The organism is Streptomyces sp. NPDC017448 (genome assembly GCF_044330565.1).
Classification (GTDB): Bacteria; Actinomycetota; Actinomycetes; order Streptomycetales; family Streptomycetaceae; genus Streptomyces.
On record NZ_JBIRLM010000015.1, the window covers coordinates 13,237 to 31,465 of the forward strand.

The 18,229-nt window shown below is 76.4% G+C and carries 1 protein-coding gene (cut by a window edge); it reads left to right on the forward strand.

The annotated features are described in order from the left end of the window. Window positions 1-18,222 carry the 3' portion of a lonely Cys domain-containing protein gene (locus ACH4K1_RS22915; RefSeq protein WP_398091138.1) on the forward strand. The gene continues 13,188 nt to the left of window position 1, outside the view, so 18,222 of the gene's 31,410 nt are visible here — the last part of the coding sequence; its start codon lies off the left edge, out of view; it ends in the stop codon at window positions 18,220-18,222. Window positions 18,223-18,229 lie beyond the last annotated feature (7 nt).

Below are 18,229 nucleotides of genomic sequence, written 5' to 3' on the forward strand. Positions count from 1 at the left end.
TACGCCGACGGATACTCCGCCGCCACCCACGAGTTCGCGCACGCCCTCCACCGCCACGGCCTCACCGACGAGCAGCGCCGCCTCATCACCGAGGCGTACCACGACAAGGTGCTGGCGGGCGGCTTCGCCGCCTGGCCCGACGGACCGCTGTACGACCGCACCGGAACCCGTCGCAACTACTCCGCCCGGAACGAGTTCGAGTACTTCGCCCAGCTCACCAACGCCTACCTCGGCACGAACACCGGCACCGACCCGTACACCGGCCGCCCCCGCAACAACGGGGCGAAGTGGGTCCGCCGCAACGAGCCGAAGCTGCTGCCGCTCCTCCGCGAGCTGTACGGACCCGACCCGAAGGCCGTCCACCCGTGGGGCGCCAACCCCCGGGCCGAGGACGACGCCTGGGCCGCCTTCCGCGCGCTGTGGGACGAGACCGGGGGCGCGTACGAGCCGCAGCCCCACGCCCCCGTCCCCGCGCCGCCCGCCCCGCCCGTGCCCGCCCCGCTCAGCCGCGCCCGGCTGACGGCGACGGCCCGGCGGATCGCGGGCCCCGCGCCGCGCCACGGCCTCACCGTGCCGCGGTGCCTGGTGCTGCTGGGCGCACTGCGGGACGCGCTGTACCCGGGCGGTGTCCGTCCGGCGGCCACGGTCGACGACGCGGTGCTCGGCGGTACGTCGCCGGCGTCCGCCTTGGTCCCGGGGCCGGGCTGGAGCCCCGTGGGCGCGTGGGAGGCGGTGGCCCGGGCGGTCGCCGCCCAGGGGCCGGGCGCGGCGGCGTTCGTCCTGGCGCGGCGTCAGGGCGACCTGCTGGGCCACGCGTGGGCCGCCTACCACCTCGGCGGCTTCGACGGTGTGATGTGGCTGGACCTGTCCGCCCGCGACGGCCGCCAACTCTCCTCCGCCCCGCCCCCGGTCGCGGCGTCCGACGCCCGGGCGGTCGTCGTGAACCCCGCCGGACAGGCCGTAGAGGGCGCCCTGCCCGCCTTCGCCGCGTCGTCGTCCACCCCGCACTCCCTGGTGGATGCGGCGACCGGGCGCGGTTACGGGGCCCTCGGCCTGGAGATCGAGCGGCGCCTGGTCTTCGTGATCAGCGGCATGAGCGACGTCCCGGCCAAGGAGGTCCTGGCCACCGCCCCCGGCTTCTCGATCGTCACGGACCACGCCAGCGTCACGCGGACGGCCGACGGCCGCCTGCACCTGACCCATCCGCCCCTGGCGCCGGGCGACCCGAAGCCCCAGCAGTTCGGTTACCTCATCGGCGAGATCGTCGTCGAGCCGATGGCGGTGCTCCCGGGCGAGCGGCGGCAGCCCCCCGAGGCGGCGCTGGAGCGGCTCGCACGGGTGGAGCGGGCCCTCGACGGCCGCGACGAGCCGGGCGCCGCCCCGCAGACCGCCCTCGCCGACCTCCTGCCGGCCGAGGACGGCTGGACGGTCACCGAACTGGGCGGCAGGGCCCTGGTCGGCCAGACCCCGGTCCGGACGGACCGCGCCTACGTGCAGCCCACCACGGGCTTCCCCGCCCTGGGGCTGAGCGTGCTCCAGGACCGGGCGGTGGACCGGCTGCCGAAGGGCGCGATCGGGGCCGTGGAGGCGTCGGGCCGCGAGTTCGCGATGAAGGCCACCGCGGACTTCGTCCGCGCCGTCACCGGGCGGACCGACGTGCCCGACGTGGTCGTCCCCTTCCTCGCCCCGGTCCCGGACGTCGACGACCTGTGGGGCTACCTCCGGTTCGCCTACGCCCACGTCGTCGCCCGGCCGACCGGGGTCATCCTCAACCAGGGCCCCGCCGCGTTCATGGTGAAGAACGGCCTGGCGGTGGCGGCGCGCCCGGCCCTCGACCGGGTCCTGCGGGCGCTGCGCCCCCGGGCCAGGGACTTCCTCGACCGCCACCACGACGGCATCGCCACGGGGCTCGCCGCCACGCTCGGACGGCTGCTGGAGCTGTACCGCAGGACGATCACCCCGGACCAGCCCCTCTTCCCGGGCTACTTCGACGCGACGATCGGCGACGTCCCCTCCGCGCGCGAGCACACGACCGCCGTGCTGACCGGCCGCACCTCCGAGGGGAAGGCCGTCACGCAGAAGCAGATGGTCGACATGGACGACGACCGGTATCCGGTCCTGGACACCGACGACGGCCGCCTCGACATCCCGCTGGTCCTCACGGAGCTGCGCCACTTCGCCTACGACGGCGAGCAGCTGATGACGCCGCAGGAGATCCGGCAGGCCGTGGCCGAACTGTCGGAGCTCAGCCGCGAGGCCTACCGCCGGGCCCTCGCGCAGCGGGCCCCGCTGCCCGACGACGTCCTGACCGCGTCCCTGAACCGCATCCTGGACAACGACGCCGTCCGCGGGCTCGCGCACTTCGTGCAGATGGTCCTCATGGCCGGCCTGCCCCAGCCGTCGGGCCCCGCCCGCCGCCTGATGCCGGTGGGCGAGAGCCAGCGGATCTCCCGCGCGCTGGGCGCGTACGCGCTCGGAACCCCGCTGCCCGCCGACCACCCCCTGCACCGGTCGCTGCGCACGGCGGTCCAGGAGGCGTCCGACGCCGTCGAGACGCTTCCCCCGCCGCACCGGCCCCGGCTCCGGGCCATGGTCACCGCCGCCCAGGGCGCCCTGGAGATCCTGGCCGACCCGGAGCGGACACCGCCGCCGCTGGAGTGGGCGTCCGAACTCGTCGCGGTGGACGGCTCCCGCGTCCTTCTGGACCGGGTCCTCGTGGTCCGGCACCGCGCCCCCGACGGCGCCCCGCTGGGCATCTCCTCCCGCCCCGACCAGGAGTGGCGGGACGCCCGCCGGCAGACGTACGGCCTGCTGCCCGAGGTGGTCGGCTTCACCTACGTGCGCCCCGGCCCGGTGGCCCTGGAGAGCCCGGTCCAGACCCTGCCGTTCCACGACGCCCACCTGGTCGGGCTGCGCGGCGGCCCCGCCGCCGCCGCGCTGGCCCTCGACGACGGCACCGACGCCGTCGTCGACTACGCCCGGATCGTGGACTTCCTCTTCGCCTTCGACGGCCACCTGACCGCGCTCGCCCCCGAGCGACCCGTCCTGGTGACGGGGGCCGACCTGGCGGGCCCGCCGTCCGCCGACCCGCTGGAGACGCCGCCGGCCGGCCAGATCCTGGCCAACGGCCTGGGCCACTGGATCTGGACCACCGGCAGCGGCATCGAACCCGTCCTCGCCCCGGGCGACGGGCCGACCGGACCGCGCTGGCAGCTGGCCGAGGGCGACTGGTGGGCCGCGTTCCGCCCCGAGCCCACCACCCCCGAACTGGCCCGGTGGGCCGAGCGGATCACCGGCGACCGGGGCCGGGCGCCGGACGTCCTGCGGTGGGTCCGGGCGATCCGGCTGGTCTACGGCCCCACCGTCGACGACCAGGGCGCCGCCCTCCCCACGCTGCTCCAGGGTTTCTGGGCCCTGGAGCGGACCCGCGCGGCCAACGGCGTCCTCACCCCGCTCACCTGGAGCGACCTGCGCACCGCGATCAGCGGGTACTTCGCCGTCAACGGCCAGATGGAGCCGCCGCTGCCGGTGGCCCTGCAGTTCCTGCTGCTCTCCGCCGCCGGGGCGGCCGGAGTCGACCTGGAGCTCTCGGGAACACCGATCACCCCGCTCCACCACAGCGTGCGCGCCTGGGACACGGCCACCGCGAGCGGCGTCGTCGAGGACGTCACCGACCAGGACGAGGAGATGTCCCTCTTCGCCCCGGCCCCCGCCGCACAGCAGGCCGTACCGGCCCCGCCCGCCGCACAGCCGTCCGTACCGGCCCCGCCCGCGCCCGCCCCGGCGTCGGACGCGTTCACCGGGTCGAGCGACCCCGTGCTCGACCCGAAGACCAGGATCACGGGACCGTCCGGAAACGCACAGGGCCGCAACTGGACCCGGGCGAGCGTCGACCGCGTCCTGCCGGGGACGTTGCGGACCGTGGAGAAGCGGCCGGGCGCCGCGCCGAAGGTCGTCGCGACCGGCCCGGCCCCGTGGCCGGAGACCGCCTACGTGGTCAGCGCGGACGGCGAGGACGGCCGGGTGCTGCTGCCGGACGGCCGGGAGCTGGGCCCGGAGGCGGTCGCCGACGCGCTGGCCGCCGACCCCGAACTGGCCAGGCTCCCCAAGGACGTGCCCGTCGTCCTCGCCGTCCCCTACACGGGCGACCGCTACCAGCAGACGCTGCAGGCGGTGGCCGACCGGCTGGACCGCACCGTATGGGGGCCCAGCGGGCTCGGCCGGATCGTCCCGGACGGGTCGGGCGCCCATGTCCCGGCGCTGCTGGACCGCGACGCGGACGCCCCGGTCGGCGACTGGGTGCCGGTCGAACCCTCGACCGCGACCGGGCCCTACCTCGACCGGACGTGGACGGCGCTGGACGGCACCGTGTTCCGCGACAGCGACGTCCTCACCGTGCCGTTGACCGACGAGGACCACCGGCACTTCGGGCGGCTGGCCGTCGAGCAGAAGGACGGGCTGCGGCGGCGGGCGCAGCGGCTCCGGAGGTTCCGTACGCTGCGGGAGCTGTCGCACCGGCTGCCCGCGGGCACCGACGCGGGCACCGAGAACGAGCCGGTCGCCTCGGAGCCCGTCTCCCCGGTCCCCGCCGTCTACGTCTACGCCGGCCACGGCGAACCCGGCCGGATGCAGCTCCCGCTGCGCGACGGCCGGACGGTGTGGCTGGAGAAGCGGGACGCGGCGGCGTACATCGCGGGCCTCCCCGAGGTACGGAAGCTGCCGCCGGGCCACCGCATGCACCTGGAGGTCTGCTGGAGCGCCTCGGACGGCGACCCGCGCCGCCAGTACCCCTACCTGGGGGAGACGCCCCACGTCGACGATCCGCTGGAGGACGTCCCGCTCGACCAGGCGGTGGCCAACCTCACCCGCCGGGAGACGGACGGCTCCACCCGCCAGACCGGCTTCAACGACACCCAGCGCATCGTCCTGGCCTCGGCCACCGGCGAACGGGGGCGCAGGGTCCTGCGCCGCCCCGAGCCGCTGGGGCCCGCGCTGGACGCCCTGGCCCGGGACACGGGACTGCACCGCGGCCCGGACCCGGTCCCCCCGGAGACGCGCCAGACGATGCTGCGGCTGGTCCGGGCGGTACGCACCGTGTTCGGCACCACGTTCGAGGACCACCGGGGCGGGCCGGACGGCCGGTTCGAGCGGGTCATGAAGGGCATCGTCGCGCTGGAGCGGATGCGGGCGAACGACGGGACGATCGCCCACCTCACCCCGTTCCGGCTGGACCTGCTGGACTTCTTCGTCCAGGAGCACACCGGCCGCGCCCCCGGTCCGCGCGGGTACGTGGACCTGCTCGACTTCGCCGCGGCCCGGATCGACGCCGACGAGAACGCCGCGCTCACCGACGCGGTGCCCGCGCCGTCCTTGCGGATCGCCCTCCAGCAACTGGCGGACAAGGGCGAGCAGATGATCCGCCACGTGCAGTCGCTGCCCGCCCCCGCCCCGTTCACCCCCCGCCTGACCGCCTCGACCCTGTGGGCCACGGCCCGCGCCGCCCGGCTGCTGCGCCCGATGACGCCCGCCGCCCGCGAGGCGATGGGCCGCAAGGTGCTCCACCTCGACGCCGCGACGCCCTGGGACCGTTCGCGGCAGGAGTCGCTGTGGGCGCTGCTGACCAAGACGATCGCGGAAGGCGTCGACCCCGGCGACCAGGACGTGCTGGCCGCCCGCCACCTCGCGGAGAGCGGCGCGTTCTCCCAGCCCGCCCTGCTCAGGCAGGGGGCGAACGTCCAGGGGGTCAACTGGTCCGGGACCGCCATGCCCGCCGGGGTCGACTGGGGCAGCGTGCGGCAGATGGTGTTCGGACCCCAGGGCAGCAGCCTCCGCCCGGTGCAGCCCGCCTGGACCGGGCCGCACAAGCCGATGCCGATGCTGAACGTCGTGGAGGTCGACGGGGCCGGCCGGATCGTGCTGCACCTGCCCGGCCGCACGCCCCTCCCCGTGACCGAGAACGAGTTCCTGGCCCTGCTGGAGAGCGACCCGGGGCTGCGGACCCTCCCGCTGAAGCACCCCGTGCTGTTCCTGACCACCGGCCCGGGCACGCTGAGCCCCCAGCTGGTGCAGCGGTTCTCCCGGCGCACCGGACGCCCCGCCTACGGGTACAGCGCGCCGATGATGCTCACCTCCGGCGACCCCGCCACGCCGCTCGCCATCCTCGCGCTGACCGACCCGGCCACCAAGGCCCCCGGCGTCTGGACCCGCGCGGCCCGGCAGACCGGCGCCGCCCCGGCCGCCTCCGGCACGGGCGACCTGATCGTCTTCAGCCCGTCGGACCGGAAGGCCGGCCGGCTGCCGGACATCGCCTCCCTGGGCATCGGCGAGCAGGACCCGTCCCCGGCCGGCTCGCTCCTGGCGCCCGGGACGCTGATGACCAACGCCTCGGGCGCGCCGCGCGGACGCAACCTGACGGGCCAGAAGGTGCGCCGCCTGCGCATCGGACGCGTCCGGGTGTACGAGGAGCGGCCGGGCACCCCGCCCGAGGAGAAGGCCGGCACGGACGAGGCCGCACCCTGGGGCGACTCCGCGTACGTCGTATGGGGCGGGAGCGGCCCGGACGGGGTGCGGTTCCCCGACGGGCGGACGCTGGACCCGGAGAAGCTGGCGGCCGAACTCGCGGCCGACCCCGAGCTGGCGAAGCTGCCCGGGGACGTCCCCGTCGTCCTGGCCGTCCCGCACCTGGCCGACGAGCGGTACCTGGCCTACCTGCGGGCGGTCGCCAACCTGCTGGAGCGGCCGGTGTGGGCGCCCAGCGGCGACGGCCGCCTGGTGCGCGACAAGAAGCGCGAGCACGTCCCGGCACTCATCGACCACGGGCCGGACCAGCCGCTCGGCTCCTGGGTGCCGTTCCGGCCGACGAAGGCGGTCGCACCGCTCCCGGACCGCGTCTGGACGGCGCTCGACGGCACCACCTTCCGCGACGGCGACGTCCTCACCCGGCCCCTGGTCTCCGACCGGAACGAGCGGTTCGGCCGGATGTCGCACGCGGACGACGTCCGGGGCCGCGAGGAGCTGATGCGGTCCTACCAGCGCGCCCGGAAACAGGTCCACCTGATGGCATCCGGCGGCCGGACCGCGCTGATCAGCGAGGAGCCCCGCACCCCGGACCCGGCGGCGTACGTGTACGTCGCCCACGGGCTGCCGGGCGGCCTGCAACTCGCCCTGCGCGACGGCCGGACGGTGTGGCTGGGCGCGGCGGACGGCGGACGGTACATCGGCGGACTGCCCGAGGTCACCGAACTGCCCGAGGGCCACCGGATGAAGCTGGAGGTCTGCTGGAGCGACGCGGCGGGCAACCCGGCCCTGCCCCAGCTGGACAACCGCCCCGCGCCCGCCGTCCAGGACCCGCTGGAAGAGGTCTCCCTCGCCCAGCACACGGCGAACGCGAGCCGCCGGGTCACCGAGGGGTCGCTGATGAGCAGCGGCTTCCACACCGACGCCCACATCCTGCACGACGCCCCCGGCGGAGTCGTCGGGCGGCGCAGGTGGGTCGTCCCCGAACCCCTGCCGCACGAGCTGGACGAGATGGCCCGGACCGCGGGCCTGCACACCGACGACGGGGAAGCGTCGCCCGAGGTGCGGGCGACCACCCTGCGCCTGGTGCGGGCCCTGCGCCTCGTCCTCGGCCCCGAGGCCGAGCAGGACAAGGCCCTGCACGCCCGGCTGCTCAAGGGCATCGGCGCCCTGGAGACCCTGCGCGCCAACGACGCGGCGCTCAGCCGGTTCACCCCCTTCCGCATGGAGCTGTGGACCTTCATCGCCCAGCGGGCGGGGGGGAAGAACCCGGGCCCCGACGACTACCGCAAGGTCCTGGACCTGGCCGCCGGACTGCTCGACCGGAAGCCGGAGGCCGCCCTCGGCGAGGCCATCGGCGATCCGGCGATCCAGCACGCGGTGCGGCAGGTCACGCAGTTCGGCGAACCGCTCGTCCGGAACGTGCTGCGGCAGCCCGAGAACGTCCCGGTGACCAAGCGCGCCGTGACGCGGGCCTTCTGGGCGATGGCGGGCGCCGCCCAGCAGATGGCGGGCCGGGACGAGGCGTTCACGGAGAAGCTGGGCCGCCGGGTCCTGCACCTGTTCCCCGACGAGCAGTGGGCCCCGGCATGGAAGCAGCAGCTGTACGTGCTGACGGCCCAGGCCGTCGCCGCCGGGCTCGACCCGGCGGACTTCTTCACCCTGGCCGCCTTCCACCTCGCCTCCCGGGGCGCGTTCGGCCCCGCCCACCACCTCCGGTCCGGAGAGGGCTTCCAGGGGTTCAACTGGAGCGGCACCCCGGCGCCGGCCGGGATCGACCTCCGGGTCGTCGGCCGGCAGGAGACCGGGGACGACGGCGCCCCGCTCCAGCACTTCCGCGCGCCGTGGACCGCCGAGGGCGAGCCCGCCGACGCCCTGGTGGCGTGGACCGACACCGACGCCGACGGCTTCGTGGTCCTCCACCTGCCGGGCATGCGGCCCCTCCGGGTCGCCGACCGCGAATTCCTGGCCCTGTTGGACCTGGCCCCGCCGCTGCGCACCGTCGCGCTCGGCGTGCCCGTGCTGTTCGTGCTCTCCGGCGCGGGCAGCGGCGCGGGGCGCGCGGCCGCGCTGTCCGAGGCGTTCTCCCAGCGCACCGCCCGCAACGGCTGGTCCTACGGCGGCGCGTTGACGGTGGCCCCCACCACCCCGCCGCCGGACGCCGCGCCCGCTCCGCTGCGGCTGATCGGGCGGCCCGCAACGGCGGGCGGGCAGCAGGGCGTCTGGCACAAGGCGTGGCTGCGGGGCCTGAACTCCAGCGTCCTCGTGCCCGCCCCGTACGGCGACGCCCTGTTCTCCTCGCCGAAGCCGCCCGCGCGGCTCACCTCCGTACCGGAGACGGAGCCGCCCACCGCCCCCGCCGCGCCCCCGTCCACCACCGCGCTCACGGCGCCGCGCAGCCTGACCGGGGCCGAGGCCCCCGTACCGCCGCCGCCGCTCAGCCGCGCGGAACTGGCCGCGCTGGTGCCCCGGGTGACGGGCCGGGAGCCGCTGCGCGGCCTGACGGCCGAACGGTGCCTGGTGCTGCTGGGGGCGCTGCGCGGCGCGTTGTTCCCGCAGGGCGTGCGCCCGGCCGGAACGGTGGACGACTCGGTGATCGGCGTACCCGTGGCGGAATCGTCGCTGGTGGTGGGCGCCGGGTGGCGCCGGGTCCGGACGTGGGACGCGGTGGCCGGGGCGGTCGCCGCCCAGGGCCCGGGCGCGGCGGCCTTCGTCCTGGCGCGCCGTCAGGGAGCGGCGACCGGGCACGCCTGGGCGGCCTACCACCTGGGCGGACGCGGCGGCGTGGTGTGGGTGGACCTGGCGGCCGGAACCGGCCGCCAGGTGTCGTCGCTCCCCCCGGCGGTCGCGGCGTCCGACGCCCGGGCCGTGGTCGTCGGCCCCGCCGGTCAGGCCCTGGCCCACGCGCTGCCGGAGTTCTCCCCGTCCTCCTCCACCGCCCTCGCCGGGCTGGACGCGGCGGTCCAGCCCGGCTACGGCGCCATCGGCCTGGAGGTCGAGGAGCGCCGCGACCTCTTCCTCGACATCCCCGGCCGCCACTCCGCGACGCTGGTCCTGGCCCACGGCCCCGGCATCACGCTCGTCACCGACAGCCGCGGCTTCTGGATGACGGCCGACGGCCTCCTCCACGTCAACGAGCCGCGGGTGGCCCCGGGTGAACCGCGCCCGATCCGGCGGAACTTCGTCATCGGCGAGTTCGTCCTCGACCCCATGGCCGTACTCCCGGGGGAGCGCCGGCAGTCCCAGGAGGAGGGCATGGCCCAGTTGCAGCGGGCGCGTGCCGTGGGAAGGCTGCCGGACGAGCGGCAGGCCGCCGTCCCGCTCACCGAGATGCTGGGCCCGCTCGGCGGCTGGACGTTCACCGAGGTAGGCCTGAAGACGGCGGTCAACCCCGCGCCCGAGGGCTTCGACCGGACCGCCTACGGGCAGCTCACCCTCGGCTACCCCACCGTGGGCCTCCGGGAGCTCCAGGACATCGCCCACCAGCGGCTGACCGTCCCGAAGTTCGAGACCGCGATCGCCGGCGCCCGGAGCTTCGGCCAGGCCCTCATCACGACGTACGCGAACCACGTCCTCGGCACGGCCGCCGTGGAGAGCCACATCGCCCCGTTCCTCGCGGCGGTCCCGGAGATCGACGAGGTGTGGGGCTACGGATGGCTGGGCTTCCAGAACATGGTGGCCGCGCCGATCGGCGACGTCTTCGACCACGCCCGCCCGCCGGGAACCGATCCGGAGCTGATCAAGAACCTCCTGCCCGCCGCCTCGCGCAACGCCCTGGACCGGATCCTGCGGGCGCTGCGCCCCCGCGCCCGGGCGTTCCTGGACGAGCGCCACGACCAGCTCTCCGCCGAAGCCGCCGAGCAGCTGGGCAGACTGCTGGAGTTCTTCCGGCATCGGCTGGCCCCGCACCTGCCCGCTGACCCCGCCTTCTTCGACACCGCCGGCACGGAGGTGCCGACGCCCCGCGAGCACTGGACGGCCGTCCTCACCGGGCGCACCTCCCGGGGCGAGGCGATCAGCCAGCGCTACGCCGTCGGCATGGACGACGGCGACTACCCGACCCTGGACACCGACGACGGCCGGCTGGCCGTCCCCCTGGTCCTCGCGGAGCTGCGGCACTTCGGCTACACCGGCCAGTTCATGACGCCCGAGGAGATCCAGCGCGCCGTCACCGAGCTGTCCGCCCTCAGCCGCGCCGCCTACGAGCGCGCCCTCGGCTCCCGGGCTCCCCTCCCCGACGACGTGCTGCGCGAGTCCGTCCGGCGGATCGTGGACAACCCGGTGGTGCAGGGCGTCGCGGGCTTCCTGGTGGTGGCGGCACGGGCCGGCATCCCGCAGGTCGGCGGCGCCACCCGCAGGCCGCTGACCGAGTGGGAGGGCCGGGCCGTCGCGCTGGCGCTCGGCGCGTACGCCCTGGGCCGGCCGCTGCCCGCCGACCACCCCGCCCACCTGGCTCTGCGGGCCGCGCTCGTGGAGGCGTACGAGCTGCTGCCGAACATCCCCCCGGGCGGGCAGGCGAGGGCCCGGGAGATCTTCGGCGCGGCACGCGACGCCCTGGCCGTCCTCAGCGACCCGGTGCGGACCCCGCCGGTCATGCCGTGGTACGCGGAAGTGGTCGCGATGGACGGCTCCCGCGTCCTCCTGGACCGCGTGATGGCGATCCGGCACCGCGACGCGCAGGAGAGGCCGGTGGGAACGTCCTCCCTGCCGCTGCACGCCTGGCAGGACGGACTGCGGCAGACGTACGGCCTGCTGCCCGAGGTGGTCGGCTTCACCTATGTGCGCCCCGGCCCGGTGGCCCTGGAGAGCCCGGTCCAGACCCTGCCCTTCGACGACGCCTACCTGGTCGGGCTGCGCGGCGGCCCCGGCGGCGCGCTCCTCGCCCTGACCGACGGCGCCGACGCGGCGTTCGACTACGCCCGGATCGTGGACTTCCTCTACGCGGTGGACGGGGACCTCACCGCGCTCGCCCCCGAGCGGCCGGTCGTGGTGACGGGGGCCGACCTGGCGGGCCCGCCGCCCCTCGATCCGCTGGAGACGCCGCTGGCCGGCCAGATCCTGGCCAACGGCCTGGACCGCTGGGTCTGGACCACCGGCAGCGGCGCGGAAGCGTTCCTGGTGGCCGCCGACCAGCTGGCCGGACCGCGCTGGCAGCTGGCCGAGGGCGACTGGTGGGCCGGGTTCCGCCCCGAGCCGTCGAGCGCCGAACGCGGCCGGTGGGCCGAGCAGGTCACCGGCGACCGGGGCCGGGCGCCGGACGTCCTGCGCTGGGTCCGGGCGATCCGGCTGGTCTACGGCCCCCTGCTGGAGAACGACGCGAACGCCTTCGAGGCGCTGCTGCGCGGCTTCTGGGCGCTGGAGCGGACCCGCGCGGCCAACGGCGTCCTCACCCCGCTCACCTGGAGCGACCTGCGTACCGCGGTCAGCGCGTACTTCGCCGCCAACGGCCAGGTGGAGCCGCCGCTGCCGGTGGCCCTGCAGTTCCTGCTGCTCTCCGCCGCCGGGGCGGCCGGAGTCGACCTGGAGCTGTCGGGGAAGGCGATCGCCCCGCTCCACCACAGCGTGCGCGCCTGGGACACGGCCCCCGCCGACCCCGCCGGCCCCGCCTTCTTCGCCCCCACGGGCACCGCACCCGCCCCCACGGGCCCCGCCCCCGCCACCGCGCCGACCGCCGCCGCGCCGCCCCCGGCGTCCGGCACGTTCACCGGGCCGAACGACCCGCTGCTGGCCCCGAAGACCCTGCTGACCGGCCCGTCCGGGGACGCGCAGGGCCGCAACTGGACCCGGGCGAGCGTCGACCGCGTCCTGCCGGGGACGCTGCGGACCGTGGAGAAGCGGCCGGGCGCCGCCCCGAAGGTCGTCGCGACCGGCCCGGCCCCGTGGCCGGAGACCGCGTACGTGGTCAGCGCGGACGGCGAGGACGGGCGGGTGCTGCTGTCGGACGGCCGGGTCCTGGGCCCGGAGGCGGTCGCCGACGCGCTGGCCGCCGACCCCGAACTGGCCAAGCTCCCCAAGGACGTGCCCGTCGTCCTCGCCGTCCCGTACACCGGCGACCGCTACCAGCAGACGCTCCGGGCGGTGGCCGACCGGCTGGACCGCACCGTATGGGGGCCCAGCGGGCTCGGCCGGATCGTCCCGGACGGCACCGGCGACGCCCACGTCCCGGTGACGGTGGACGCCGACCCCGACGCGCCGGTCGGGGCGTGGGTGTCCGTCGCCCCGTCACCGGTGTCCGGGCCGTACGCCGACCGGACGTGGACGGCGCTGGACGGCACCGTGTTCCGCGACAGCGACGTCGTCACGCGCCCGCTCGCCGACGAGGACCACGAGCGGTTCGGCAGGATGGCCGTCCACCGGCAGGACGGGATGCGGCGGCGGGAGCAGAACTTCCGCGCCCTGCGCAGGATGCGGCGGCTCGTCCACTGGACGCCCGCCGGCTCCCGCGCCCAGGAAACCGCCTCCGAACCGGTCGCCATGGACGCGGCCGTCTACGTCTACGCCGGCCACGGCGAACCCGGCCGGATGCAGCTCCCGCTCCGCGACGGCCGGACCGTCTGGCTCGGCAAGCGCGAGGCCGCCGCCTACATCGCGGGGCTGCGCGAGGTCCGCGAGCTGCCGCCGGGCCACCGCATGCACCTGGAGGTCTGCTGGAGCGCCTCGGACGGCGACCCCGCCCACCAGCAGCCGTCGTTCGCCCCCGTCCCGCACGTCGACGACCCGCTGGGCGACGTCCCCCTCGACCAGCACGTCGCCAACCTCACCCGCCGCGAGACCGACGGCTCCACCCGGATGACCGGCCTGGACGCCACGCAGCGCTCCGCCATGGGAGCGGCGAACGGGGAGCGGGGCCGCAGGGTCCTGCGCCGCCCCGAACCGCTGGACGCCGAGCTGGACCGGCTGGCCCGCGAGGCCGGACTGCACCGGACCCCGGACGCCGTGCCGCCCGAGACCCGGGAGGCGACGCTGCGGCTGGTACGCGCCCTGCGGACGGTCTTCGGCAACGGGATCGAGGACGACCGCTCCACCCCCGGCGGGCGCTACGAACGGGCGTTGAAGGGCATCGGCGCGCTGGAACGCCTGCGCGCCAACGACACCGCGATCAGCCCCTTCACCCCGTTCCGCGGCGACCTGTTCGACTTCTTCGTCCGCGAGCACACCGGCCGGGCCCCGGACCAGGCCGGATACCAGGCCCTCCTCGACCACGCGGCCGCCCGCATCGCGGCCGACCCCGCCGCCCGGCTCACCGACGCCGTGCCCTCGCCCGCGCTCCAGATCACCCTGAAGCAACTGACGGGCGCGGGCGAGCAGATGATCCGCCACGTGCAGTCGCTGCCGCCCCAGGCGGCCTTCACCCCGCGCCACGTGGCGTCCACCCTCTGGGCCACGGCACGGGCCGCACAGCTGTTCCGCCCCATGACCGCGGCCGCCCGGGAGGCCATGGGCCGCAAGGTCCTCCACCTCGACGCCGCCACCGCCTGGGACCGGACCCGGCAGGAAGCCGTGTGGGCGGTGTCGGCCAAGGCGATCGCGCGGGGCCTGGACGCCACCGACCACGACCTGCTCGCCGCGTTCCACCTGGCGGAGAGCGGCGCCTTCTCCCCGGCGGCGCTGCTGCGGCAGGGGCCCAACGTCCAGGGCGTCAACTGGTCCGGCGCCACCGCCCCCGCCGGAATCGACTGGGGCGCCGTGCACCGGTCCGACGGGACGACCACCCAGCGGCTCACACCGGAGTGGACCGGCCCCGGCAAGCCCATGCCCGTCCTCACCGTCATCGAGGCCGACCCGTCCGGCGCCCCCGTCCTCCACCTGCCCGGCCGCGGCCCCGTCCCCGTGACCGAGAACGAGCTGCTGGCCCTGCTGGAGCTGGCCCCCGCGCTGCGCACGCTCCCCCTCGGCATCCCGGTGCTGTTCCTGACCACCGGGCCGGGGGCGCTGAGCCCGGAGCTGGTGCGGCGGTTCTCCCAGCGCACCGGACGCCCCGCCTACGGATACAGCGCCCCGATGGCGCTCACCGCCCCGAGCCCCCGGGCCCTGCTCGGTATCGTCACCCTGCCCGACCCGGAGACCGGCGCCCCGGGCCACTGGGCCGCCGCAGCCCGCCAGTTCGCGGGCCCGACCGTCCCCGGCCGGGACCACCTGACCTTCTTCGGGCCGCCGACCCCGGCCGACCTGGGGACGGACCCCTTCCAGGACCCCGCCACCGTGCTGCGGGACGACGCCGGGGCGGTCCTCGGACGCGACCTGACGGGAGCCTGGACCGACCGGGTGCGGACCGACCGGGTACGGGAGGCCGTGGACGGGGGGAGCACCCGGGAGCCGGACGAGCCCGCCCCGTGGGGCGGGGAGGCGTACCTGGTCGGGGACAGCGCCCTCGACGCCCGGGGGCTGACCCCGGAGGCGTTCGCCGAGAAGCTGGCGGGCGACCCGGAACTGGCCGCGCTGCCGCTCCACGTGCCGGTGGTCCTGGCGATCCCGTACGCGGGCTCGCAGTACCTGGAGCCGGTGCGCGCGGTCGCCGCCCGGCTGGGCCGACGGGTGTGGGCGCCCAGCGGCGACGGGCGGCTCCGCCACGACTCCGCCCTCCGGGCCCGCATCCCGACGATGACGGTCCACGACCCCGCCGGCTGGCACGGTGACTGGGTGCCGTTCGACCCGCCCGCGGCGCCGGCGCCCTTCGAGGACCGGCAGTGGACCTCGGTCGAGGGCAGGACCTTCCGCGACAGCGACGTGGCGACCCGGCCCCTGGTCTTCGACCGCCGCGCCCGCTACGGCAGGGTCTCGGTCGGCGACGACCTGGACCAGCGCGAGAGGATGCTGCGCGGACTCTTCCACCGGCGGCAGCGCCTCCACTACGCGGCCACCACCCTGGGCGACCAGGTCGTCAGCAGCGAGCCGTACACCCCGGACCCGGCCGTCTACACCTACTACGGGCACGGCTCCCCCGGCGCGCTGGAGATCGTCCTGCGCGACGGCTCGGCGGTATGGCTGAACGCCGCCGACGCCGGGCGGTACATCGGCGGGTTGCGCGAGGTCCACGAGCTGCCGCCCGGCCACCGGATCGGCCTGCAGGTCTGCTACGCGGCCTCGCCGGGCCACCCCCTCGACCAACCGCAGGAGGGCCGCCCGGCACCGCCCGTGGAGGACCCGCTGGACGAGGTGTCCCTCATCCAGCACACGGCCAACGCCAGCCGGCTGGAGGTCGAGGGACCGACCCTGACCGCGGGGCTGGACGACGACTCCTACCTGCTGGAGGACACCCCCGGCGGCGTGGTCGGCCGCGTGGTACGCGTCCGGCCCGAACCGACCGACGCCGAACTGGACCGCCTGGCCGTGGTCGCGGGCCTGCACGGCGACCCGGGCACCGTGCCGCCGGAAGTCCGGACGGCCACGCTGCGGCTGGTCCGCGCGCTGCGCCTGGTCTTCGGCCACGACGTGGAGGACGACCGGGGAGCGCCGGGAGGCCGGTACGAGCGGGTGCTGAGGGGCATCGCCGCGCTGGAGGCCCTGCGCGCCAACGACCCCGGCATGCGGCGGTTCACCCCGTTCCGGATGGAGCTGTGGACGTTCCTCGCCCGGCGCGTGGGCGGGGACGCCCCGGGCCGGGACGCCTACCTGAGCGTTCTGGACGCCGCACGGCAGCAGATCGACCTGCGGCCCGACAGCACGCTCGCCGGGATGCTCCCGGACACCGCGCTGACGTACACCGCCGACGAACTCTCCGGCAGCGAGGGCACGGAGCTCGTCCGGGACGCGGTGGGGCTCCCCGAACCCGTGACGCTGCGCCCCAAGGACATCGCCCGAGCCTTCTGGGCGATGGCGGCCGCCGTCGACCTGGTCCTGTTCCGGATGGACCCGGCGCAGCAGGAGAAGCTGGGCCGCCGCGCCCTCCACCTCGCGGACACGGACGCGTGGACCGAGGAGACGACGGCGGAGCTGACGTTCCTCGCGGTACGGGCCCACGCACGCCGGATCGACATCACCGACCCGCACCTGCTCGCCGCCCACCACCTCCGCGAACGGGGCGCCCTCCGGCAGATCCTCACCGACGGGACGGAACCGACCGGCTACAACTGGAGCGGACGCCCGGCCCCGAACGGCGTGGAGAGCGGACAGTGGTACGCGCGGGTCAAGGCCGGCAGCGACGTCCTCACCCTTCCCCACCCGGCCCTGTGGAGGTCCACGGAGCCGGGCGGGGCCTCCCTGGTGATCTGGACCGGGGTCCGGGCGGCCGACGGCGGCATCGTCATCCACCTGCCCGGCCACGCCCCGCTGCCCGTTCCCGACGAGGAGCTCTGGGCGCTGCTGGACCTGGCCCCGCTGGTGACGGACGCGGGCGTCGACGTCCCCGTCGTCTTCCCGATGGCCGGTTTCACGGAGGGCGACGCCCAGCGGACCCAGCCGTTCACCGACCGCACCGGCCGCACCGCCTTCGGCTACTCCGGGCCGCTGGACCTCGTCGAGGACGACCCGTTCGACCCGCTGCGCATCACCGCCCTGCGGGAGAAGAAGCTGGGGCAGTGGTCCAGGACCGTCTGGAGGCCCCGGCGACCGGCCCAGGGGCCCGCGACGGGGACGCCCGGCCCGGCCGTGAAGACCGGAGCATCGCCGCGGATCACCGAACTCCCCGATTCCGCCGAACTCCCGGGCTCCGCCGAGCTCATGGGGCCCGCCGAACTCCCGGGTTCCGCCGAGCCCTCCGACCCCAGGGAGAGCTTCCGGCGCACCGGGCCGGACACCGCCGTACTCGACGGGGCGGCCCTCGCCCTCCACGAGGTGCCGGGGGAGGGCGAACGGGCCGTGGACGCCCTGCTGTTCGCCGTGCGCCCGGTGGCGGGCGGCGCGCTCGGGGAGGCGGGCGTCGGAACGGCACAGGAGTTCCGCGGCTGGCTGGAGGGCGAGGTCACCGCCGACGACGTGGCCGGGCAGGATGTGCGGCGACTGGCCGCGGACCGCGACCTCCCGCTGGCCCTCCTGGACCGGGTCGGGGCCTCCCTCAGCCTCTCCGTACGCACGGAAGCCCTGCTCCTGGGCGACCGCATCCCCGCCTCCCGGGTGGAGTTGACCCCCGTACAGCGGTTGAGGGTGCTGCTCGCCGACCCGTCCTACGGGGACGGGGCGCCGGCCCTGCCGGTGGGCCCGCTCGCGGCGGCGGCGGCGCGCGGGCTCGGCGTGACGGTGGCCGTGGCGGGCCCGGACGGCGGGGTGACGTACCACGGCGAGCGCGGCGGCGGGGCCCCCACCGCCCTGCTGGTGCTCGACGGGGACCGTTACCTGGCCGGGGCCCCGGAGGGTCCGGACCGCCCGCCGGTCGCCGCCCCGGAGGGGGCCGGCGGCCCGCCCGCCGACGCCGTGGCACGGCTGGGCCAGGTGGTGGAGGCCCTGTCCTCCGCGCCGGAATCCGTCCTGGCCCCGCCGCCCGCCGGCCCGCCGCTCGCGGGTCCGGGGGAGGCCGCGCACCCCGAGCACCCCCGGCCCCGGCCGTCCGGTCCTGAGGCCGCCGCGTGGGAGCGGCGCCACCACGCCGTCCTGGAGGACGCCCTGCGCGTCCTGGCGGCGCTCGGACCCGCATCCCCTTCAGATTCCGGGCCGCTGACGGAGGACCGGCTGGAGCTGCTGGTCACCGCCTGGTTCCGGGCCCGTGGTCAGGACCCCTCCGGCAGCCTGGCCGACCGGATCCGCCGCATACTGGACGACGCCCGTGCCTGATCGCAGC